Origin of the sequence: Desulfovibrio sp. (assembly GCF_019422935.1) — a bacterium.
In the GTDB taxonomy this organism is placed as follows: domain Bacteria; phylum Desulfobacterota; class Desulfovibrionia; order Desulfovibrionales; family Desulfovibrionaceae; genus Desulfovibrio.
The window spans coordinates 137,257-159,369 of the sequence record NZ_JAHZCJ010000007.1; the positions used below are offsets into that span (position 1 = coordinate 137,257).

Annotated in this window: 13 protein-coding genes; 8 read left to right on the forward strand and 5 right to left on the reverse strand. The window is 59.5% G+C overall.

What is annotated here, in order from left to right; translation table 11 throughout:
• Positions 1-521 precede the first annotated feature (521 nt).
• The 3 genes from nifJ (at position 522) to QZ383_RS10410 (ending at position 7,727) form a co-directional block, all read left to right on the forward strand.
• A complete protein-coding gene (gene nifJ / locus QZ383_RS10400; RefSeq protein ID WP_291445244.1) occupies positions 522-4,055 on the forward strand; it encodes a pyruvate:ferredoxin (flavodoxin) oxidoreductase in 3,534 nt (1,177 codons plus the stop codon).
• A 188-nt stretch (positions 4,056-4,243) separates the two neighbouring features.
• Positions 4,244-6,352, forward strand: a complete 2,109-nt coding sequence (pta, locus tag QZ383_RS10405; RefSeq protein ID WP_291445246.1) for a phosphate acetyltransferase — start codon at positions 4,244-4,246, stop codon at positions 6,350-6,352.
• 163 nt (positions 6,353-6,515) lie between these two features.
• Entirely contained in the window at positions 6,516-7,727 is a 1,212-nt protein-coding gene (locus QZ383_RS10410; protein ID WP_192112697.1) for an acetate kinase, read from the forward strand.
• Positions 7,728-7,905: 178 nt separating this feature from the next.
• Here the strand turns inward: QZ383_RS10410 and QZ383_RS10415 are convergent, their stop codons facing one another.
• The 5 genes from QZ383_RS10415 to QZ383_RS10435 all read right to left on the reverse strand — a co-directional run bounded on the left by QZ383_RS10415 (position 7,906) and on the right by QZ383_RS10435 (position 14,396).
• Positions 7,906-9,282 carry a hypothetical protein gene (locus QZ383_RS10415; RefSeq protein ID WP_291445248.1) on the reverse strand — a complete coding sequence of 459 codons (1,377 nt, stop codon included), beginning with the start codon at positions 9,280-9,282 and terminating at the stop codon, positions 7,906-7,908.
• Between the two features lie 410 nt (positions 9,283-9,692).
• On the reverse strand, positions 9,693-10,397 hold the full coding sequence (locus tag QZ383_RS10420) for a hypothetical protein (RefSeq protein WP_291445250.1): 705 nt from the start codon (positions 10,395-10,397) through the stop codon (positions 9,693-9,695).
• A 42-nt stretch (positions 10,398-10,439) separates the two neighbouring features.
• Positions 10,440-12,122, reverse strand: a complete 1,683-nt coding sequence (locus QZ383_RS10425) for an NFACT RNA binding domain-containing protein (RefSeq protein WP_291445252.1) — start codon at positions 12,120-12,122, stop codon at positions 10,440-10,442.
• Positions 12,123-12,548: 426 nt separating this feature from the next.
• Complete coding sequence (dksA, locus tag QZ383_RS10430) at positions 12,549-12,911, reverse strand: RNA polymerase-binding protein DksA (protein ID WP_022659715.1); 363 nt, start codon at positions 12,909-12,911, stop codon at positions 12,549-12,551.
• A 333-nt stretch (positions 12,912-13,244) separates the two neighbouring features.
• Complete coding sequence (locus tag QZ383_RS10435) at positions 13,245-14,396, reverse strand: tRNA(5-methylaminomethyl-2-thiouridylate) methyltransferase (protein ID WP_291445253.1); 1,152 nt, start codon at positions 14,394-14,396, stop codon at positions 13,245-13,247.
• A 210-nt stretch (positions 14,397-14,606) separates the two neighbouring features.
• Between QZ383_RS10435 and recA the strand changes: the two genes are divergently transcribed.
• From recA to ahbD, 5 genes are all read left to right on the forward strand, one after another.
• Positions 14,607-15,689, forward strand: coding sequence for a recombinase RecA (gene recA / locus QZ383_RS10440; protein WP_291445255.1), 1,083 nt, complete (start codon positions 14,607-14,609; stop codon positions 15,687-15,689).
• Positions 15,690-15,768: 79 nt separating this feature from the next.
• A complete protein-coding gene (gene alaS / locus QZ383_RS10445) occupies positions 15,769-18,444 on the forward strand; it encodes an alanine--tRNA ligase (RefSeq protein ID WP_291445257.1) in 2,676 nt (891 codons plus the stop codon).
• Positions 18,445-18,454: 10 nt separating this feature from the next.
• Positions 18,455-19,639 carry a 12,18-didecarboxysiroheme deacetylase gene (gene ahbC, locus QZ383_RS10450; RefSeq protein WP_215648306.1) on the forward strand — a complete coding sequence of 395 codons (1,185 nt, stop codon included), beginning with the start codon at positions 18,455-18,457 and terminating at the stop codon, positions 19,637-19,639.
• 275 nt (positions 19,640-19,914) lie between these two features.
• Positions 19,915-20,901, forward strand: a complete 987-nt coding sequence (hemB, locus tag QZ383_RS10455) for a porphobilinogen synthase (protein WP_291445259.1) — start codon at positions 19,915-19,917, stop codon at positions 20,899-20,901.
• Positions 20,901-22,106, forward strand: a complete 1,206-nt coding sequence (ahbD, locus tag QZ383_RS10460) for a heme b synthase (protein WP_291445261.1) — start codon at positions 20,901-20,903, stop codon at positions 22,104-22,106. Before hemB ends, ahbD begins: the two co-directional genes overlap by 1 nt.
• Positions 22,107-22,113 lie beyond the last annotated feature (7 nt).

A 22,113-nucleotide genomic window follows, 5' to 3' on the forward strand; every position in this document is an offset into this window, starting at 1 on the left:
CGCAAACGCCCAAAATCCGTAACATTGACACAAGGGCAAGCCGCAGATTTTCTGCCCTGGAACATTTGTAACATTTTTTTCATTTGCCCTGCACATTCCAACGTGCTGGCATCATAGGTTTTCCCATCGGGCATGGGCCAAACCACCTTGTCAGATTTGACAATTCATCACTATTTTCCGCACGTTGCGTCTGTCACAATTTTTTTTGTTGCGCCCTCGATTAAACTGTTCAAACAAACAATTTTATGGTAAGCGCAAAAACGCGCATTCCGTCGGGGCAGACGAGGGTGTGCAGCAAGGCTCCAAAACAAGTGATACCAAGCTTTTTTGGTGGACGCGAAAAGGCGGATTGGGTAGGGTTTTTCTACCACGATTCCACTCCCAGCCTCCATTTTGTGTTCACTTCACGGCAATAGCCGTTGCCCGTCCCTGCCAAGTGCGGGGCCTTATCTCAGGGGCCGATCCGACCCACGCTGATTTTGTAAAAACATTGCGCGCCTGTGGGCGCCAAGGAGGAACAGATGGCTCATATGAAAACTATGGACGGCAACAACGCCACCGCGCACATTGCCTACGCTCTGTCGGAAACGGCAGCCATTTACCCCATCACCCCCTCGTCCGTCATGGGCGAAGTCATGGATCAGTTGGCGGCCAAGGGCACCAAAAACCTGCTCGGCCAGATCGTGAATGTGCGTGAAATGCAGTCCGAAGCCGGCGCCGCTGGCGCTGTGCACGGCATGCTTTCCGCCGGCGCCCTCACCTCCACCTACACGGCTTCCCAGGGCCTGCTGCTCATGATCCCCAACATGTACAAAATCGCCGGCGAACTGCTTCCCGGCGTTTTCCATGTTTCGGCTCGCGCCCTGGCTTCCCATGCCCTGTCCATCTTTGGCGACCACCAGGACGTGATGGCCGCCCGTCAGACTGGCTTCTGCTTCCTGGCTTCCTCCTCCGTGCAGGAATGCATGGACCTGGCCCTCGTTGCGCACCTTTCCGCCATCGATTCCAGCCTGCCCTTCTGCCACTTCTTTGACGGCTTCCGCACCTCCCACGAAGTGCAGAAGATCGAAACCATTGATTACGAAGACATCCGCCCCCTGGTGAACTGGGAAAAGGTGGCCGAATTCCGCGCCACCGCCATGAACCCCGAGCATCCGCACATTCGCGGCACCGCCCAGAACCCCGACATCTACTTCCAGAACCGCGAAGCTTCCAATCTCTACTACGATGCCGTGCCCGGCATCGTGCTTGAGAACATGAAGAAGGTCGAGTCCATCACTGGCCGCAAGTACCGCCTCTTTGACTACGTGGGCCACCCCGAAGCCGACCGCGTGATCGTTTCCATGGGTTCTTCCTGTGAAGTCATCGAAGAAACCGTGAAGTACCTCAACGCACAGGGCCAGCGCGTGGGCCTCGTGAAGGTGCACCTGTTCCGCCCCTTCTCCACCGAGCATCTGCTGCGCGCCCTGCCTTCCAGCGTGACCTGCATCACTGTGCTTGACCGCACCAAGGAAAGCGGCGCTCTTGGCGATCCCCTGTATCAGGACGTCTGCACCGCCTTCCTCGAAAAGGGCGAAGCTCCCACCCTGGTGGGCGGCCGCTACGGCCTGGGCTCCAAGGACTTCACCCCCGGCATGGCCAAGGCCGTGTACGACAACATGCTGGCCCTTCAGCCCAAGAACCACTTCACCGTGGGCATCAACGACGACGTCACCTACACGTCGCTTGACGTGGAAGAAGAAATCGACACCGTGCCCGCTGGCACCGTGCAGTGCAAGTTCTTCGGCCTCGGCGCTGACGGCACCGTGGGCGCCAACAAGCAGGCCATCAAGATCATCGGCGACAACACCGATCTCTACGCCCAGGCCTACTTTGCTTACGACTCCAAGAAGTCCGGCGGCTTCACCGTGTCGCACCTGCGCTTCGGCAAGGAACAGATCACCTCTTCCTACCTGATCACCAAGGCCGACTACGTTGCCTGTCACAAGGCCGCCTACGTGACCCAGTACGACATTCTTGAAGGCATCAAGGAAGGCGGCACCTTTGTGCTGAACTCCAACTGGTCGCTTGCTGACATGGAAAAGCACCTGCCCGCCTCCATGAAGCGCGTCATCGCCCGCAAGAAGCTGAAGTTCTACAACGTGGACGCTGTCAAGGTTGCCCAGGAAGTGGGCCTCGGCGGCCGCATCAACATGATCATGCAGACTGCCTTCTTCAAGCTTGCCAACGTGCTTGACTTTGAAAAGGCCGTGGGCCTGCTCAAGGAATCCATCAAGAAAACCTACGGCAGCAAGGGCGACAAGATCGTCAACATGAACATCGCCGCCGTGGACAAGGGCATGGACGCTCTGGAAGAAGTGAAATACCCCGCTTCCTGGGCCACTGCCACCGAAGGCGCCGCTGCCTGCCACTGCGATGACGACGAATACATCAGCGCCGTTGTGCGTCCCATTCTGGCCCAGCAGGGCGACAAGCTGCCCGTGTCCGCCATGGATCCGGCTGGTTTCATGCCCCTCGGCACCGCCGCTTGCGAAAAGCGCGGCTGCGCCATCGACGTGCCCGAATGGCAGGTTGAAAACTGCATCCAGTGCTGCCAGTGCTCCTTTGTGTGCCCCCACGCCGCCATCCGCCCGGTGCTCGCCACCGAGGAAGAACTGGCCGGCGCGCCCGCGTCCTTTGTGACCAAGGACGCCATTGGCAAAGAACTGAAGGGCATGAAGTTCCGCATCCAGGTGTACACCGAAGACTGCCTGGGCTGCGGCTCCTGCGCCGAAGTGTGCCCCGCCAAGGTCAAGGCCCTCGTCATGAAGCCCCTTGACACCCAGATGCCCACCCAGAAGGAAAACCTGGCCTTCGCCGAAGCCAACATCACGCTCAAGGACGAGCTCATGGCTCGCGACACCGTCAAGGGTTCGCAGCTCCAGCAGCCCCTGCACGAGTTCTCCGGCGCCTGCGCCGGTTGCGGCGAAACGCCTTACGTCAAGGTGCTCACCCAGATGTTCGGCGAACGCATGATCGTGGCCAACGCCACGGGCTGCTCGTCCATCTGGGGTGCTTCTTCGCCCACCACGCCTTACTGCACCAACAAGGACGGCTTTGGCCCGGCCTGGGGCAACTCCCTGTTTGAAGACGCCGCCGAATACGGCTGCGGCATGGGCATTGCCTACGAACAGCGCCGTGGTCTGCTTGCCATGAAGGTTCAGGAAGCCCTGAAAGAAGAATCCGCTTCTCCCGAACTGAAGGCCGCCCTCCAGGGTTGGCTGGACAACAAGGACGATGCCGAAGGCTCCCGCAAGTACGGCGAAATGATCATGGCCAACCTGGAAGGCTTTGACAGCCCCCTGGCCCATGAACTGTGGCACATGGACGACCTCTTCACCAAGAAGAGCGTGTGGATCTTCGGCGGCGACGGCTGGGGCTACGACATCGGTTACGGCGGCCTTGACCACGTTCTCGCCAGCGGCGACGACATCAACGTGCTGCTGATGGATACCGAAGTGTACTCCAACACCGGCGGCCAGTCCTCCAAGGCCACCCCGCTTGGCGCTGTGGCCCAGTTTGCCGCCGCAGGCAAGCGCACCGGCAAGAAAGACCTTGGCCGCATGGCCATGACCTACGGCTACGTGTACGTTGCCTCCGTGTCCATGGGCGCGGACAAGCAGCAGGTGCTCAAGGCCTTCCGCGAAGCCGAAGCCTACAAGGGCCCCTCGCTCATCATCGCTTACGCTCCCTGCATCAACCAGGGCCTGCGCAAGGGCATGGGCAAGAGCCAGGAAGAAGCCAAGATGGCCGTGCTTTCCGGCTACTGGCCCCTGTATCGCTACAATCCCGAACTGTCCAAGGAAAAGAAGAATCCCTTCCAGCTCGACAGCAAGGCTCCTTCTGCTGACATTCAGGAATTCCTGGGCGGCGAAACCCGGTTTGCCTCTCTGGAAAAGATGGCTCCCGAAGTCTCCAAGAAGCTGCGCGCCGAACTGGCCGAAGCCTATACGGAACGTTACGCCATGCTCAAGCAGCTGGCTGACCTGCCCTACCCCGGCACCAGCGCCGAGTAGAGAGGCCTGACGTTATGACTACCCGCGCCCGCCAGCACCTGGCTCCTCTCCGGGGGGCAGCCCGTTGCTGCGGGCGCGGGCTACGTCACACGCTTGGGATCAAAGGTTAAAGGCCTGGGCGCGAGGAAAGCCCTCGCGCCCTTTTCGCGTTAATACCGCCAGCCTGCCGGCACAGCAGGGGAGGCACTATGCACAACGGTCTATACATCACCGCCACCGGGCCCATGACGGGCAAGAGCGCCATTGCCCTCGGGGCCATGCAGCTGCTCACCCGCAGCATGCGCAAGGTGGCTTTTTTCCGTCCCATCATCAACGAACCTTTGTGGGACGACCGCGACCCCGACATCCATCTGATGCTTGAATACTTCAAGCTCAAGATGGACTACGCCGACACCTTCGCCTACACCCAGCGCGAAGCCCGCCAGATCATCAATCAGGGTTCGCGCAATCTGCTCATCGAAAACATCATCCAGAAGTACAAAAAGCTGCTGGAAACCTATGATTTCGTTGTGTGCGTGGGCACCGACTTTCTTGCCAAAGACCCGGTTTTCGAGTTTGAACTCAATGCCGAAATTGCCGCCAACCTTGGCTGCCCGGTTCTCTTGGTCACCAGCGGCTACAATGTGAGCGCCGAAGACATTCGTGATTCGCTCCAGATCACCATGGACAGCCTTGAACCCTATGCACTGGACGTGGTTGCCACCATTGTGAACCGCCGCAACCTCACGCAGACAGAACTGGACGAATTGCGCGCCCATTTCAGCACGCAGGACAGCCCAGCCCTGATTTTCTCCGTTCCCAACGACCCCACCATCGGCCAGCCCACCATGGCTGACGTGAAAAAGGGCCTGGACGCGGAAGTGCTGTTTGGCGAAAAACGCCTGGACGCGCTGGTGGGCGACTACCTTATCGCCGCCATGCATGTGGACAATGTGCTCAACTACATTGCCAAAGACCAGCTCATCGTCACCCCTGGCGACCGCGCCGACGTGCTACTGGCCGCCATTGCCTCGCGCCTGTCGTCTTCTACTCCCGATATTGCGGGCGTACTGCTGACCGGGGGCATCCGTCCCTCCGAAAACGTCTGCAAGTTCATTGAAGGCTGGACAGGCTCGCCCCTGCCCATCCTGCTGACGCCGCACCACACCTACAAGGCCTTTATGGCCCTGCAAAGCATCATCGCCCCCATTGAACCGGGCGATCTGCGCAAGATCAACAGCGTGCTGGGCCTGTTTGAACAGTACGTCAACGGCAAGGAAATCGAAAACCGCATCGGCGGCGAGCGCAGCAGCCGCATCACGCCCATGATGTTTGAATTCGAGCTGATCCAGCGCGCCAAGGCCAACAAGATGCGCATCGTGCTGGCCGAAGGCACCGAGGAGCGCATCCTGCGCGCCACGGATATCCTTCTGCGCCGCGATGTTGCCGAGATCATCCTGCTTGGCGATGTGGAAGAAATCCGCTCCAAGGCCAGCGCCTTTGGCCTGGACATTGCCAAGGCCCGCCTCATCGACCCGGTGAAATCCGAGCTGTTTGACGACTACGCCAACACCTACTACGAACTGCGCAAGAAGAAGGGCATTACCCCTGAACAGGCGCGCGACACCATGACCGACGCCACCTACTTTGCCACCATGATGGTCAAGAAGGACGATGCCGACGGCATGGTTTCCGGTTCGGTCAACACCACGGCGCACACCATCCGCCCGGCCTTTGAATTTGTGAAGACCAAGCCCGGATTCACCGTGGTTTCCTCGGTCTTCCTCATGTGCCTCAAGGATCGCGTGCTGGCTTTTGGCGACTGCGCCGTGAACCCCAATCCCTCCGCGCAGCAACTGGCCGAAATCGCCATTGCCTCGGCCCACACGGCCAAGGTGTTTGGCATTGAGCCCCGCGTTGCCATGCTTTCCTACTCCACCGGTACTTCCGGCAAGGGTGCGGACGTGGACGTTGTGGTGGAAGCCACCAAGATCGCGCAGGAAATGGCCCCCGATCTCGCACTGGAAGGCCCCTTGCAGTACGACGCGGCCATCGACCCCTCGGTTGCCAAAACCAAGATGCCCGACAGCAAGGTTGCCGGTAAGGCCACGGTGTTCATCTTCCCCGACCTCAACACCGGCAACAATACCTACAAGGCCGTGCAGCGCGCTGCTGGCGCGGTGGCCATCGGGCCCGTGCTCCAGGGCCTGAACAAGCCTGTCAACGATCTCTCGCGCGGCTGCACCGTGCCCGACATCGTCAATACCGTGGCTATCACTGCGGTGCAGGCCGCTGCCGAAAAGGCCGCGCAGAAATAATTGCAGATATTCAGCCCCGGCTGACATGAGCTTTCGGCGGTTTGCCTGACAGGGCAAACCGCCGCATAAAGCCTGCCGCCGCAAAAACATTACTGACGCAAGGCATGCGCCACAAACTGCCGGCCCGCGATCAGAATAAACAAGTTCAAGGAAAGGAAGAGTTATGAAAATTCTGGTGATTAACGCGGGTTCCTCGTCCTGCAAATATCAGTTGCTGGAAATGGACACGCGCAGCGTGCTCTGCTCCGGTCTTGCCGAGCGCATCGGTCAGGAAGGCGGACGCCTCACCCACAAAATCGCCCCCGATACGGACAAGGAAGAAAAGCTTGTTCGCGAGGCCTTCTTCCCCACCCATGTGGAAGCCATGGAACTGGTCATCGCTCTACTGACCGACGCCGACAAGGGCGTTATCAAGGACAAGAGCGAGATCTACGCCATCGGCCACCGCGTGCTGCACGGCGGCGAAGCCGTGAGCGATCCCGTGCTGGTGAACGAACGTGTGAAGCAGATTGTGGAAGAATGCGCCGTGCTTGGCCCCTTGCACAACCCCGCCAACCTCATGGGCATTGAAGTGGCTGAAAAGCTCTTCCCCGGCGTTCCCAACGTGGCTGTGTTCGATACCGAATTCGGCATGGGCATGCCCAAGGAAGCCTTCATGTACGCTCTGCCCTATGAGCTGTACGAAGAACTGCGCATCCGCCGCTACGGCTTCCACGGCACCTCGCACAAGTACATTGCCAACGCCACTGCCGAGTTCCTTGGCAAGCCCCTTTCCGAGCTGCGCTCCATAACCATGCACCTCGGCAACGGCTCTTCCATGAGCTGCGTGAAAAACGGCAAGTGCTTTGACACCAGCATGGGCCTCACCCCGCTGGAAGGCCTTGTGATGGGCACCCGCTGCGGCACCATTGACCCGGCCATCGTGCCCTTTGTCATGGAAAAGAAGGGGCTCAGCCCCTCCGAAGCCGACACCCTGATGAACAAGAAGTCCGGCCTGCTTGGCCTGTGCGGCTACACCGACATGCGCGATGTGCATGCTCAGGTGGACAAGGGCAACGAGCGCGCCGAACTGGCCCTCAAGCTGCTCGTGCGCAGCATCAAAAAGACCCTTGGTTCCTACTTCTTCCTGCTTGAAGGCAACGTGGACGCCCTGGTGTTCACCGCCGGCATCGGCGAAAACGATGACATCGTCCGCGCCATGGTCTGCGAAGGCCTTGAAGCCTTCGGCATCAAGCTGAACAAGGAAGAAAACAGCACCCGCAAGCCCGGCGCGCGTATCATCACCACGCCGGACAGCAAGATCCCCGTGATCATCATCCCCACCAACGAAGAGCTCCAGATCGCCCTTGCCACGGTGGAAGTGCTGAAAAAGTAAGATCCCTTACTTTTGCCTTATTGCATGTCAAAGGCCGCCCCCGAAAGGAGGCGGCCTTTTGTTTTGTCGTGCGTTGCTCGCGTGAGTGCGCACCGCGCGTGGCTTCACCGCGAGCTTACCCTTAAATCACTGTGTCGGGATATAAAGCCTCATTGCAAAAAATCCAACCTTCCAGCCGCTAACGTATGGATTTGTATCCATCGTAGGTTTTGAGCTTGCCTGTGAGTTTGGGAGCGTCATTGATCAGCACGGGCACAGGGGTGCCGTTTTCGAGCTTTTTCAGCCAGGCTTCGGCCTTGCTGCTGAGCAGTTCGGGCTTGTCCTTGCCCAGTTGCTGCACTTCGGGCCGGGGCCACAAAAATCCGCCGTTTTCGTTACGTCCTTGCAGGAGGTAACGGGTATTGCCCTGCTGCACGGCCTTGGCCACAGTGAGCTTTTTCTGGTTCTGGTACAGGGCCACGGCTGCCAGAATACCGGCATCGTCCTTGCGGGCGCGGTTGAGCGCAAGGCCAACGGCGGTGTCGGCGTATTCGCTCACAAAGTTGAAATCGCCCTGAGAGTCAAAAGCCACAAAAACGGGGCCACGCCCACGGTACAGGGGGGCAATGAGCTTTGAAATACTCAATGTTTTGCCCTTGCCCTGGGTCTGCGCGTGAAAATCATCATCATAGGCATTGATGTACTTGCCGTTCTGTTCCTTGTTGGTCATGGCAAGTACGCCGTCCACGCCTTCAATGCCAAAAACTTCGGGGCTGACCGCAGCGGAGATGACATCAATAAACGAGGCAGAACACACCCAGGCGTCAAAGCCGTTGACTTCAAGCGCGTGGAACAGCTCTTGAATTTCAGGCGATACCGTTATGCCCTGCTTGTATGATACCGTGATCTGCCCGGCCTTGCTGCCCTTGTAGGCCGCAGGGCTCTGCCACTTGCGCTTTTGCCAGAAGGCAGGGTCAGCGCTGCCCTTGCGGTAGTGCACAAAGGCCTCGTGCGCCATGCCGTAAACCTGCTGGGGCGTCATACCCGTAAACCAGTAGGTGATCCAGGGGTAGGAAACAGAAACATCCATGGTGTCGCCAATGGCGTCATAAAGCCAGCGCGCCTTGGTGGCAAATTCCTTCCAGTCGTCGCTGGCCTGCATCTTCTGCATTCTTTCGCCGTAAACTCCGGCGGGGGAAACATAACCCTGCGCGTACAGCCGCTTGTATGCGGCAGCGGCATCGGCAGCAACCGTGGCAACCGTGAGATTGTTATATTCCTTGCCCAGATCCATGTTGATATCCGGCACGCCGGTGGTCAGCACGGCGTACATTTGCTCGGGCTTGACGGCAAAGCGCATGTGCTCCAGCTGATAGATTGCAAGCTGCTCTTCCACATCCAGAATGGAAACAGTGTTGTCAAAATCAAAAACAGCGTAAGGCCGGATGGAAGGATTATAGTTGGGGCTGCCCTTGCCATAGAGCACAAACATTTCATTGAGGCTCTGCCTGACGGTGGGATCCCACCCCTCGCGCTGCAACATGACAGTATCCGCTGCGCCAGCGGCGGAAGCCATGAACATCGCCACAGTAACCAACACACAGCACACCCATAATCTGCATTTTTGCATATCGTACACTCCTGCAATCATTTTTGTTCCCAGCACTGCCATGCCAAGAGAATAGCCCCAAGCCGCAGCTCAACATTTGAATTTTCACAGCTTGAGTAAACTTGTAAGTGACAAAAATGTTGCAGTTTGCGTGCCATTAATAAATTTTCAACAATTTGTTTTAATTACTAAAATATGCCAAGGCATCATAAAATGACGTAGTCTTGATACAATTCCGTAAAAAAGACATGCAAGTAAGACAAAATTGTAATTTTATGTATTTGTGGAATTATATGCTTTTCATACTAAAAAGGCCGCCCTGCGGACGACCCATCATGACGGCGCAGATGCTTCCCGACAAATTTAAAAGCAGCACATTATGCGGAAGGCTGCGGCATCGCCTCGTGCATGGCTTGCTCAAACTGCAGAGTATAGCTGTCCAGCTTCTTTTTCCGGTTGTAGTCGTTGGAGCTCTTCATATACAGGCCCCCGCCAGCGGCTACCACCAGCGCGGCAATACCGCCGAACTTGGCGCTCATATACAGGGCCTCGGGCAAACGGCGCGCAAGTTCATCCATGCTTTCTGTAAACAGATGCATGAGAAAGCTGAAACAGACCAGCCCAACCAGAAAGACTATGACGCTGACCTTGCAGACCTTTTTCAAAGGGTAGGATTCCAGGTCATACTCGGTAACGCGGCTCACGCCGCAGCGTTTCATCAAGGATGCGGCGTCCACAAAATCATGCTTCCAGCCTGATGTTTGGTTGCTTGCAGCATAGACTTCCAGAGCAGCACCATCGCCGCCCTCTGTGGTGCTGGCCGGGCCAAGGCAACCGAGCTTCAGGCAGTCCCCTACCGCGACAGGGCAGAAATCGGGAAGGGGCAACTGCGCCTCCGCGCCGTTTTCAAGCCGAACTACAGCGCACTGCCATTGCTTGCGGCCCCGAGGCATGCACAGTTTTGCACCACTGCCCAAAGCGATGTTCTGCTCCTGCGCAGAAGCCTGCCAGGGGGCAACTGCCAGCACATGGGCCTCAACGGCACATGCCCGAAAGACTCTGCCTTCAACTGTAAAATCCATGAAAACCTCTCTCCATAATGCGCCCGTGGGGCTTGCCCCTCTTTACCGGGGCAGCAGCGTTTCCTCAAGGGCAAGATCTACGGGAACCTCACGCGAGGGCAGCGACTTGTCTATGCGCACCGTGCCCGCAGGGGCGTTGCGCATAGGTTTGACGTGACGCACCTCGGCATACTGTATGCGCGCACGGGCGGCGTCGCGTTGCCAGCTTTTGCAGGCGGCCAGCGCCCCCGCCTCGTCAAGAGTGCGAGGCGGAACTTCCTGCCCGCCGTGGGCTCGGCGGATAATCACGTGCGAACCGGGGCCGTTTTCCGCATGCAGCCAGATATCGTGCGGGGCAGCAAGCTTGCGCGCGGCCAGATTGCCCTTGGAATCGCGCCCGCGCAGCAGCACAAACCCATCTGAACTTATGAACATCTGCACATTCTTAGGCAGGGTGGCGGCCATGCCAGAACCAGCCGCGCGCCCGGGGGAAGCCGCCTCATCGGCAGCGCCCGCAGTGGCGCCCAGCAGGCTGCCGGGCCGGGCCTGACGCAAGGAGGCCAGTTCGTCTTCCAGCGCCGCGCGCCGCACAGCCAGATGCTCCATGCCGCGTTGACCGCGCCGGGCCGAGTGAAAAAGGCGGGCCATTTGCTCGCGCACAGAATACCGCAGATCCAGCGGTATTTCCCGCGCCGGGCCGTGCGGGCCTTCCTCCACAGTGATGGAAGCCGCGCGAAAATCCCCAGGCCAGCGCCACAATTCGGCCTGAAGCGCCAGAGCGTCTGCCTGACAGGCCATCATCTTGCCAAGGCGGTTTTCTTCCTCGCGCAGTTTTTCCAGCAGCTTCGTGAGCTTGCGCGCGCGCCTGTCCAGAGGCTGGGCCGCCTCCCGCGCCTGATCCAGAGCCAGACGGGCAAGCACCATATCCTGCCCTGCCAGTTCGGTCAGATTCAAGGCATCCGGCCCGCAAAATTCAGCAATGGATGATGCCTCCGCATCCTTGCCCTGCAAGGCCCTTTGCTGTTCCGGGGGCAGAGGCCAGGCGCTTATGGCGAGCACTGGACGCGGCATGGCCGGTGCAGAGGCATTGTCGAAGCCAGGCGCGCTGGGGCCGTAGCAGAACACGTCACCGCCGCCAGCCCGCAGGTCTTCCAGCAAGGCCCACTGTTCCGGCTCTTCGAGGCAGGCAAGCGTTCGGCGCAGGGCGGGGGTAAGCACAGGCCACTGCCGCCAGTTGTTCAGGGCATCCGCCAGTTGCACAGGCTCAGGCCAGACGGCCTGCTCATCTTCCGGCGATTCATCCTCGGGCAGGAAGCGGAGCGAAGGCCCTTCGCGCAGATCAAGCAACAGCCAGGTCAGGCGCGGGGATTGCTCCGTGTCTGACTCACCCTGCCCCTGTTGCGGCAATGGCGGCAGTTGGGGAGCCTCTGCGCCGCCGCCAAGCAGCAGCCACAAACAGCGCTCGCTCCAGCGGGCCACGCAGGCAACAATACGCCGACCAGCGGCATATTTGCGCAGCCGCATGATGGGCGCTGAAGGCGCACGGCCCACGCTGATGCGCTGTGAGGTAATAAAACAGAACGGTTCCTTGCGCCCAAAGCGCAGGCAAAGCTGCCTCTTGCGCCCACCGCTGTAAACCATGAGAGCCAGCAGGCCATCAGCAGGTTCCTGAATTTTTTCCACCCTTGCGCCAGTGAGCAGGGGGGTGAGGTCTTCACAAAAACGGCGGAAAAGATGGGCATCCATAGAAAAAACCGGCTTAGGGGCAAAGTGAATGGCTGGGGAGTAAACAGGGGCAAGGCGGGGCAGACGGCCCGATCGGGAGGGAAGGTCTTAGCCTGCCAAAGACAAGGCCGCACAACATCCCCAGAGTGTGCGCGTACGAGCGGCAAACGCAGTTCCAGGCGCAACCGATGGCAGACCGCAGGCTGGCATAATTGCGCAGACGGTTTGGGTAACAGCCTCGCCAGCTCTTTCCATTGGCATGGTACGACCGTTGCGAACAGGCCAGAAGTCTCGCAGACCCAGTTCGCCAGACCCCCGCCGCGCGGCGGAACCACCGGGAGCCTGCCCGAAGTATGCATGCCGTCAGGCGCAAGCGGGAGTGCGCGAGCGCAGCGCCCGCCTGGCCGAAAGCAACAAAAACAGTGCCTTTAAGGCAAAGAAATGACGTTAATCGCCGCGAAGGTGTTCGTCTTCTTCCTGTTTGGCTTTGCAGTTAATGCACAAACGCGTCACAGGCCGGGCCTTGAGACGGGGAACGCTGATGTCGTCGCCGCAGTCTTCGCAAATCCCGTAGGTGCCATCGTCAATGCGGGTAAGGGCTGCCTGGATCTTGCGGATCAGGCGGCGCTCACGGTCACGGATGCGCAGGGTAAAGGCCCTGTCGGATTCTGCAGTGGCGCGGTCAGCCGGGTCGGCAAACACTTCGTTGCTATCCGTCAGTTCTTCCAGGGTGCTGTCACCCTTCTGCTTCGCTTCTTCAAGCATGTCGGAAAGAAGCTTGCGAAAGTATTCCAAATCCTTGTGATCCATTTAAATCCTCCGGCGGACGCCGCTGGGGGGCGCATGAACGGTCTACTAATAGGCCTTGCAGGAACATGCATGGAGCAAGCAATTCGCACCGCATATCCTGCGTTGGCCAGCCATGCGGCGGCATGGCCCGCTCAGAGCACCTCTCAATGAAAATGCTCTTTTGATGCAATGGACTCATATAGCTACATGCGCAATCTTTGTAAAGCTGTGCCCTCAAGATTACGCAAAGCATGCACTTTGGCGACTGGCGCAAACAGAAACCCCGGTTAAACCGGGGCTTAAGATGCGATAAAAGCACAGCAATAAGAAGCTATGATGACCGTTGCGCGGCAATCAGGCTCCAGTTGGATCGTCTTCCCGTCCGGCTTCAAGTCGCTCAGCCTCGTAGCGGGCTTCGCGGGCTGCTGCCTTGGCGGCATCCTGTGCGGCCTGCCGTTCGCGCGCTTCAGCGCGGATAACGCCCTTGATCTCGTCCCAGGCAGGCTCGTTCCACAAATCCTCGCAACGCTGCGTGGGAACGGATATGTCTGTGAATTCCTCGCCTCGGCGGGCGCGCACAAACACATCCCCGCCAGTGGCAACGGCCTTGGGCGCATAGGAGGCTGTCATCTGGCAGGCGGTGCGCAGCACGTCCTCGGGCCATAAGGCCCCGTTGCGGGCCAGAGCCAACGGCCCCGGCATGTCGCGCATGCGCAGGACAAGGTCGTCCGGGCCTGCGGCCGCGCCCAGCAGGTCGTTGTCCGCACTATTGCGCCCAACGCACAGCCAGTAGTGGTTCTGCCCCTCGCTGTGCCAGAACTGACGGCCAAGATTGGCAAGGGTAAAATCACTGGCGCTCGGCTCCGGCAAACGGGTAAGCACCAGCCAGTAGCGGCGGGCGTTCTCGCGCTCGGTCAGACGGCAGCCGCCCCCCGGAGTGGGGATTTCCTTGATGCCGTATTCCTTGGCAAGGTTCAGTTGCTCGGTGCGGCCCCTGCCCCAGATGCTCAGCAGGCGCGAGCGGTCCACAAGCCCGCTTTCTTCCACAGGGGTCGGCGGCAAATGCTTGGCGCACAGTGGCCGCAGCAGGATATCTGCCACGGCGGCATCGCGCATGATGACATTCAGCGTGTCGCGCCGTTGCGACATGGGGCGCTGACCCAGAACCTCGCCCGAAGCCAGGGCCTTGGCCCCCACGCTTTCCATATATTTGCGGGCCTCACGCAGCAGCAGTATTTTGCAGTCAACGCAGGGGTTGAGCACCTTGCCAAAACCGTGTTCCGGCCTTTGGCGCAGCATGGCGGCGAACTGGGGGCCGACATCCTGAGTAACAATATCGAGGTCGTAAATCTTGCGCCAACGTGCCGCCACAGCTTCGCCGCCAAAAAAGGGCGAATAAAAATGCAGGCAACGCACGGCAAGACCCTGGCGCTCAAGCAGTTTGGCTGTAAGCAGGCTGTCGAGCCCGCCGGAAAACAATACTATTATTTGGGGAGAATCGCTCATGCCCGCGCTTGTACGACAGCATGCGCCCGTGCGCAAGGGGAGCATGCTGCCTTGCGCAGCTTTTGCCTGCTTGCAATTATCATTATCAGGAATTATACTCAATTATTAACAGCACAAGCGCAGGCCCGCCGCCGATCTGGCATTTGCCTTGCTCGTCTTGGTCTGCTACACTAATGCGCTTGAAGATATTTTTACCCGGAGCAATGAGCTATGGCGAAGAAACCGGCCATGAGTCAGGAAAACGCGCGCGCCGAAGCCTTGGGCACCGCACTTGCCACCATCGAACGCAAGTACGGCAAGGGCGCTGTGATGAAGCTTTCCGACGATGCCCACGTCAATATTCCCGTGATCCCCACAGGTTCCATCGGCCTTGATCTGGCCCTTGGCGTGGGGGGCATTCCGCGCGGGCGCATCAGCGAAATTTTTGGCCCGGAATCTTCGGGCAAAACCACGCTGACCCTCCACATTATTGCAGAATGCCAGAAAATGGGCGGCACCTGCGCCTTTGTGGATGCAGAACACGCTCTTGACATTGCTTACGCCAAACGTCTCGGCGTCGTCACCGACGAACTGCTCATTTCGCAGCCCGATTACGGCGAACAGGCGCTGGATATTGCCGACATGCTCGTGCGGTCCGGTGCGGTTGACCTTGTGGTAGTGGACTCTGTGGCCGCGCTTATTCCGCAGGCCGAACTTGACGGCGACATGGGCGAAACACAGGTGGGCGGCCATGCCCGCCTTATGTCGCACGCCATGCGCCGCCTCACCGGCACCATTCACAAATCGCGCACGTCTGTGATCTTTATCAACCAGATCCGCATGAAGATCGGCGTGACCGGCTACGGCAGCCCAGAAACCACCACTGGCGGCAACGCGCTCAAGTTCTATTCTTCCGTGCGCCTTGATATCCGGCGCATCCAGACCCTCAAGGACAAGGAAGAATCCTTCGGCTCGCGCACCAGGGTCAAGGTGGTCAAAAACAAGGTTGCCCCGCCCTTCCGAAGCGCCATTTTTGACATTCTGTACGGTCAGGGCATTTCGCGCTCCGGCGAACTGCTTGACCTCGGCATTGAAGCCAAGATCATCGACCAGAGCGGCTCGTGGTTTGCATTTGGAAACGAAAAGCTCGGCCAGGGCCGCGAAAAAGTACGTGCGCTGCTGGATGAAAACCTTGATCTGCGCAACCAGATTGAAGCCAAGGTTGTGGAATTTCTGGGCCTGAACCCCAAGGAATTTGTACCCACAGAAGAAGACCTGGACGAAGGGGAAGCCCCCGCGCCCACTTACGAATAAAGGCCATTTTTTACCTGCGACCGCGCGCCTTGGTGGTGCGCGGTCGTTGTTCGCGCAGACCCCATTACGGAGCCAGTAAATGCTCACCGCCAAAGAAATCCGCAGCCGCTACCTCGATTTTTTCAAACGCCATCAGCATGAAATTGTCGAATCCGGCCCCATCATTCCGCCCAACGACCCCACCCTGCTGTTCACCAATGCTGGCATGGTGCAATTCAAAAAGCTCTTTCTTGGCGAGGAAAAGCGCGCATACAGCCGCGCCACCACCTGCCAGAAATGTCTGCGCGTTTCGGGCAAGCACAACGACCTTGAAAACGTGGGCCGCACAGCGCGCCACCACACGTTTTTTGAAATGCTGGGCAACTTTTCTTTCGGCGACTATTTCAAGCGCGAAGCCATTACCTGGGCCTGGGAGTTTGTAAGCAAGGAACTCGAACTTCCCAAGGAAAAGCTCTGGGTCACGGTGTTCCGCGAGGATGACGAAGCTGCGGCCATCTGGGCCGAAGTTGCCGGGCTGCCCGCCGACCGCATTGTGCGCATGGGCGAAAAAGACAACTTCTGGACCATGGGCGATACCGGCCCCTGCGGCCCCTGTTCCGAAATCTACGTGGATCAGGGCGAAGATATGTCTTGCGGGCCGGACTGCGGCATCGGCAAGTGCGACTGCGACCGGTTCCTTGAAATCTGGAACCTCGTGTTCACCCAGTTTGACCAGTCTGCCGATGGTACTCGCGTGGCACTTGCCAATCCGAACATTGATACGGGCATGGGCCTTGAACGCATGGCCGCCGTTGCCCAGGGCAAGCGCTCCAACTTTGACTGCGACCTGTTTCAGGAAATCATCCAGTACGCCGCCTCGCTTGCCAATGTGAGCTACAGCTTCAGCGCGCCCGACACCAACGATGTGGATACGGCCCTGCGCGTCATTGCCGACCACAGCCGCTCGGCGGCCTTCCTTGTGGCTGGCGGCGTGCTGCCCTCCAACGAGGGCCGGGGCTATGTGCTGCGCCGCTTGATCCGCCGCGCCCTGCGCTTTGCCACGCTCATTGGCGTGAACGAACCCTTCATGTACAAGGTGGCCCGCAAGGTTACGGAAGTGATGGGCGACGCCTATCCCGAGCTGACCGAGCATGCCGACTTTATCGCCCGCGCCGTGCATGAGGAAGAACAGCGCTTCTCCCTCACCCTGCAAAAGGGTCTGGAACTGCTGGACGAAGAACTGGCGACCCTCAAGGCCGCCGGGCAGACGCAGATTCCCGGTGAATTCTGCTTCAAGCTGTACGACACTTACGGCTTCCCGCTCGACATCGTGACCGACGTTGCCGAAAAGCGCGGCTTCACCGCTGACGCCAAGGGCTTTGAAAAGCACATGGGCGAACAGCGCAAGCGCGCCCGTGAGCATCAGAAAAAAGGCGGCCTGCTGGGTCAGGCTGACGGCGTAAACGTGTTCAAACCCCTGCTGGACGCTGGCGTAACCAGCACCTTTGTGGGTTATGAGCGCCTGACTGAAACCAGCCCCCTGACCCTGCTGCTCAATGCCGCTGGCGAAGAAGTGGCCGACCTCGGCGAGGGCGATACCGGCTACGCCATTACCGCTGCCACGCCTTTTTACGGCGAGGGCGGCGGCCAGGCTGGCGATATGGGCACGCTGGCGAGCACCTCCGGCGAGGCGCGAGTGCTGACCACCCACAAACCTGCCCCCACCCTGCTGGTACATGAGATTGAAGTGACCAAGGGCGAACTGCACAAGGGCGGCGAGGCCACCCTCAAAGTGGACGCCGACCAGCGCAAATCCACGGCCCGCAACCACACCTGCACCCACCTGCTGCACGCCGCCCTGCGCCGCGCGCTGGGCACCCATGTGAAGCAGGCCGGTTCTCTGGTTGACCCGCACCGCCTGCGTTTTGACTTTTCGCACATTGCGGCCCTCACGCCCGAAGAACTGGCGGCGGTGGAGCGCGACGTGAACCGCGCCATCATGGCCGACCAGCCTGTGGCCGCAAGGGAAATGCCCGTGGCCGAAGCCATGGCAACCGGAGCAATGGCCCTGTTTGGCGAAAAATATGGCGATATTGTGCGCGTGCTCACAGTTTCCGGCGCGGAAAAAGGCGAACCTGAATCCGTGGAACTGTGCGGCGGCACACACCTTGAACGCACAGGCGAGGCCGGGGCCTTCATGATCGTTTCCGAGAGCGGCGTGGCCGCCGGCACGCGGCGCATTGAGGCCGTAACCGGCTGGAACGCCTATGCCCAGGCTGTTGAGCAGCGCGCGGAACTTGCCGCGCTTTCGGGCATACTCAAGGCGCGCCCCGGCCAGTTGGCCGAACGCGTGACCGCCCTGCAAGGCGATGTGAAAAAGCTGCGCAAGGCCTCGGAAAAGGCCGCCGCCGCTCCTGCCACCGGGGCCGATCTGGCCGCCCGCGCGCAGGACGTCAACGGAGTGCGCATGCTGGCCGCCAAACTTGATAATGTTCCTGTGAAAGCCCTGCGCGAAGTCATGGACGATGTGCGCTCGCGCCTTACCGACAATGCCGTTGTCTGCCTGGCAACGGCCGAAGACGGCAAGGTTGGGCTTTTGCTTTACGTTTCCAAAGACCTGCACGGAAAATTCACTGCTCCTGCGCTTATCAAGGACGTTGCCGCTCCCTGCGGCGGCTCCGGCGGCGGCAGACCCGACCTGGCCCAGGCGGGCGGCACAAAGGCCGATGGCATTGACGAGGCCTTTGCCGTGCTGAAACAACGCATCGAACAATAAGGACAAGGCCATGATAGGCATTTCCAAGCTGTATTGCGGACAGGTCGAGCCTTCCGACGCCCTGCGTTACGGACGCGAATCTGGCAAGCTGCCCTCGCACCTGTTGCAGTTCTCCAAAGATAAGAAGCCCGTTGTGGTCTGGAACATGACCCAGCGCTGCAACCTTAAATGCGTGCATTGCTACGCCCACGCCATTGAGGTTGACGGCTCGGACGATATCAATACCGAGCAGGCCAAGACCATGATCGATGATCTGGCGGCCTACGGCGCGCCGGTCATGCTGTTCTCTGGCGGCGAACCGCTGGTGCGCAAGGATCTTGTGGAACTTGCCAGCCACGCCACCTCCAAGGGCATGCGCGCGGTTATTTCCACCAACGGCACGCTCATTACCAAGGAAAAGGCCCGCGAACTCAAGGAAGTGGGACTTTCCTACGTTGGCATTTCGCTGGACGGCATGGAAGCAGTGCACGACAAGTTTCGCGGCGTGCCCGGTGCTTTCAAAAAAGCGCTCGAAGGCATTGCCAACTGTCAGGCCGAAGGCCTCAAGGTGGGCCTGCGCTTTACCATCAACAAGCGCAACGTGTCTGAAATTCCCGGTATCTTCCGCCTGCTCAAGGATCTGGAAGTGCCCCGCGCCTGCTTCTACCATCTGGTGTACTCTGGCCGTGGTTCCGAACTGATCAAGGAAGATCTGGATCACGCCGAAACCCGCCACGTGCTCGATCTTATCATGGACGAAACCCGCGCCCTTTTTGACGCCGGCAAGCCCAAGGAAATCCTCACTGTCGACAACCACGCCGACGGCCCCTATGTGTGGATGCGCATGAAGCGCGAAGATCCCAAGCGTGCCGAAGAAGTGTTTGAACTCTTGCAGTATAACGAGGGCAACAGCTCTGGTCGCGGTATCGGCTGTATTTCGTGGGACGGCAAGGTTCACGCCGACCAGTTCTGGCGCGACCACACCTTTGGCAACGTGCTGGAACGCCCCTTCTCGCAGATTTGGGACGACCCGCAGATCGAACTGCTGCACAAGCTCAAGGACAAAAAGACCCACGTCAAGGGCCGTTGCGCCAAGTGCCAGTTCCTGAACATCTGCGGCGGCAACTTCCGCGCCCGCGCCGAAGCCTATTACGGCGACGAATGGGCTCAGGATCCTGCCTGCTATCTGACGGATGAGGAAATCGGCATCAAGTAGCGCTCCGGCGCGGCCCTTTTTCCGCTGAATGTGCAAGCATGGCGGCGCGCCCCGGTCGTAGCCCGCTACGTTCCGCCCAGGCGCGCCGCTTGTTTTTTATCCGGACACAAGGGCATACTGACACTGCGCAAAGCGCCCTGCAGCCGCTGTGCAAACAGCGACAGTGACGGATGCCGCGTCTTTGCCATACATAACATCAACTGCATCACCGGCAGCATTGCCGCACAGGCTGGCCAAACACCGACCTGCAACACGCAGAATAAAGGACAACAGCCATGACCACATTTCATAGAGGCCGCCGCCTTCGCGCCACTCCCGAAATCCGCACCATCATGCGTGAAACCCCTCCTGTGCTTGTTGAAGATCTTATTCAGCCCTACTTTGTCGTTGAAACAGACGACAAGGGCTTTCGTAAAGAAATAAGCTCCATGCCCGGCCAGTTCCAGCTCAGCCTTGCCGAGCTGGAAAAACAGGTGGAAAAGGCCGTGGATACGGGCCTGAAATCCGTCATTCTTTTCGCCATCCCCGCGCACAAGGACGAAAAAGCTTCTGGTGCCTACGCTGAAGACGGCATCGTGCAGGAAGCCGTACGCCTGCTCAAGCACCGCTGGCCAAAGCTGTTCGTTATTACTGACGTCTGCCTGTGCGAATACATGAGCCACGGGCATTGCGGCATACTCATGCCTGACGGCGAAGTGCTCAACGACGCTACCCTGCCCCTGCTTGCAAAAACTGCGGTAAGCCATGCGGCTGCAGGCGCGGACATGGTGGCCCCCTCCGACATGATGGATGGCCGGGTGGCCGCCATCCGCGAGGCGCTGGACGAAGGCGACCTTACGGCAACGCCCATCATGTCCTATGCCGTCAAATATGCCTCAGCCTACTACGGCCCCTTCCGCGAAGCGGCGGAAAATACCCCGGCCAGCGGCGACCGTAAATCCTATCAGATGGACCCGGCCAACGCCCGCGAAGCCCTGCTTGAGGCCTTTGCCGACCTTGAAGAAGGCGCGGACGCCCTGATTGTGAAGCCCGCCGGGCCTTACAGCGACATCATCCGCACCGTGCGCGACAATACAAGCGTGCCCCTGTGCGCCTATCAGGTGAGCGGCGAGTACTCCATGATCCGCGCGGCTGGCCTCAACGGCTGGATTGACGAGCGCGCCGTCATGCTGGAATCCCTCACGGGCCTGAAACGCGCCGGGGCGGATATGATCATCACCTACTTTACAGAAACCATCCTGCGCGAAGGACTGGCACGATAATGAGCAATCATCCTCACAACATGGGGCACCCCGGCGGCCATCCGGGCGGGCATCCGGGCGGACACCCCGCAGGCGCTGCGGGCAATCCTTCCTCCGGGCATCCCGACGGCATATCAGCCCCTCTGCGCACTCTTGAGGACGGTAGCCCCGCCTGTCGCCTCATCGCCTGGGAAGTTACCCGCTCCTGCAACCTGGCCTGCAAGCACTGCCGTGCCGAAGCCCACACGGAGCCGTACCCCGGCGAGCTTTCTACGGAAGAAGCCAAGGCCCTCATCGATACATTCCCGCAGGTGGGCAAGCCCATCATCATCTTTACCGGCGGCGACCCCATGATGCGGGCCGACGTGTACGAGCTGGTGGCCTATGCCCACAGCAAGGGCCTGCCCTGCGCCTTTTCGCCCAACGGCACCCTCATAACCCCCGAAAACGCGCAAAAAATCAAGGATGCTGGGGTCAACCGCTGCTCCATTTCCATTGACGGGCCGGACGCCGCCAGTCATGACAGCTTCCGGGGCGTACCCGGCGCGTTTGAAGCTTCGCTGCGCGGCATCGAATACCTCAAATCCGTGGGCGTGCCCTTTCAGATCAACACCACGGTAACGCGCAACAATCTGAGCAGCTTCAAAAAAATATTCGAACTGTGCGAGCGCATCGGCGCAGCCGCATGGCACATCTTTTTGCTGGTGCCCATGGGCCGCGCCTCCGGCCTGGCCGATCAGGTCATCACCGCGCAGGAATATGAAGACGTGCTGCACTGGCTGTATGATTTCCGCAAGAGCACCAACATGCACCTCAAGGCAACCTGCGCGCCGCACTACTACCGCATCATGCGCCAGCGCGCCAAGGAGGAGGGCATCAGCGTTACACCCGAAACCTTCGGCATGGACGCGCTCACGCGCGGCTGCCTTGGCGGCACGGGCTTCTGCTTTATCAGCCACGTGGGGCAGGTGCAGCCTTGCGGCTACCTTGAACTGAACTGCGGCAACGTGCGCGAAACGCCCTTTCCACAAATATGGCGCGAGAGCAAATACTTTTTGCAGTTCCGCGACCAGTCCTGTTACACGGGCAAGTGCGGCGTGTGCGAATACCACAAGGTCTGCGGCGGCTGCCGCGCCCGCGCCCACAGCATGGACGGTGACCACATGGGTGAAGAACCTCTGTGCACCTATATTCCGGCCAAACTGCGCCGCAAGGAAAACCCCTGAGCCACAC

Bases quoted from the DNA above. Each gene is read 5' to 3' on its own strand.
- nifJ (WP_291445244.1), top strand. From the start codon at position 522: ATGGCTCATATGAAAACTATGGACGGCAACAACGCCACCGCGCACATT.
- QZ383_RS10425 (WP_291445252.1), bottom strand. From the start codon at position 12,122: ATGGATGCCCATCTTTTCCGCCGTTTTTGTGAAGACCTCACCCCCCTG.
- alaS (WP_291445257.1), top strand. From the start codon at position 15,769: ATGCTCACCGCCAAAGAAATCCGCAGCCGCTACCTCGATTTTTTCAAA.
- QZ383_RS10415 (WP_291445248.1), bottom strand. From the start codon at position 9,282: ATGGCTTCCGCCGCTGGCGCAGCGGATACTGTCATGTTGCAGCGCGAG.
- ahbC (WP_215648306.1), top strand. From the start codon at position 18,455: ATGATAGGCATTTCCAAGCTGTATTGCGGACAGGTCGAGCCTTCCGAC.
- QZ383_RS10420 (WP_291445250.1), bottom strand. From the start codon at position 10,397: ATGGATTTTACAGTTGAAGGCAGAGTCTTTCGGGCATGTGCCGTTGAG.
- ahbD (WP_291445261.1), top strand. From the start codon at position 20,901: ATGAGCAATCATCCTCACAACATGGGGCACCCCGGCGGCCATCCGGGC.
- hemB (WP_291445259.1), top strand. From the start codon at position 19,915: ATGACCACATTTCATAGAGGCCGCCGCCTTCGCGCCACTCCCGAAATC.
- pta (WP_291445246.1), top strand. From the start codon at position 4,244: ATGCACAACGGTCTATACATCACCGCCACCGGGCCCATGACGGGCAAG.
- recA (WP_291445255.1), top strand. From the start codon at position 14,607: ATGGCGAAGAAACCGGCCATGAGTCAGGAAAACGCGCGCGCCGAAGCC.
- QZ383_RS10410 (WP_192112697.1), top strand. From the start codon at position 6,516: ATGAAAATTCTGGTGATTAACGCGGGTTCCTCGTCCTGCAAATATCAG.
- QZ383_RS10435 (WP_291445253.1), bottom strand. From the start codon at position 14,396: ATGAGCGATTCTCCCCAAATAATAGTATTGTTTTCCGGCGGGCTCGAC.
- dksA (WP_022659715.1), bottom strand. From the start codon at position 12,911: ATGGATCACAAGGATTTGGAATACTTTCGCAAGCTTCTTTCCGACATG.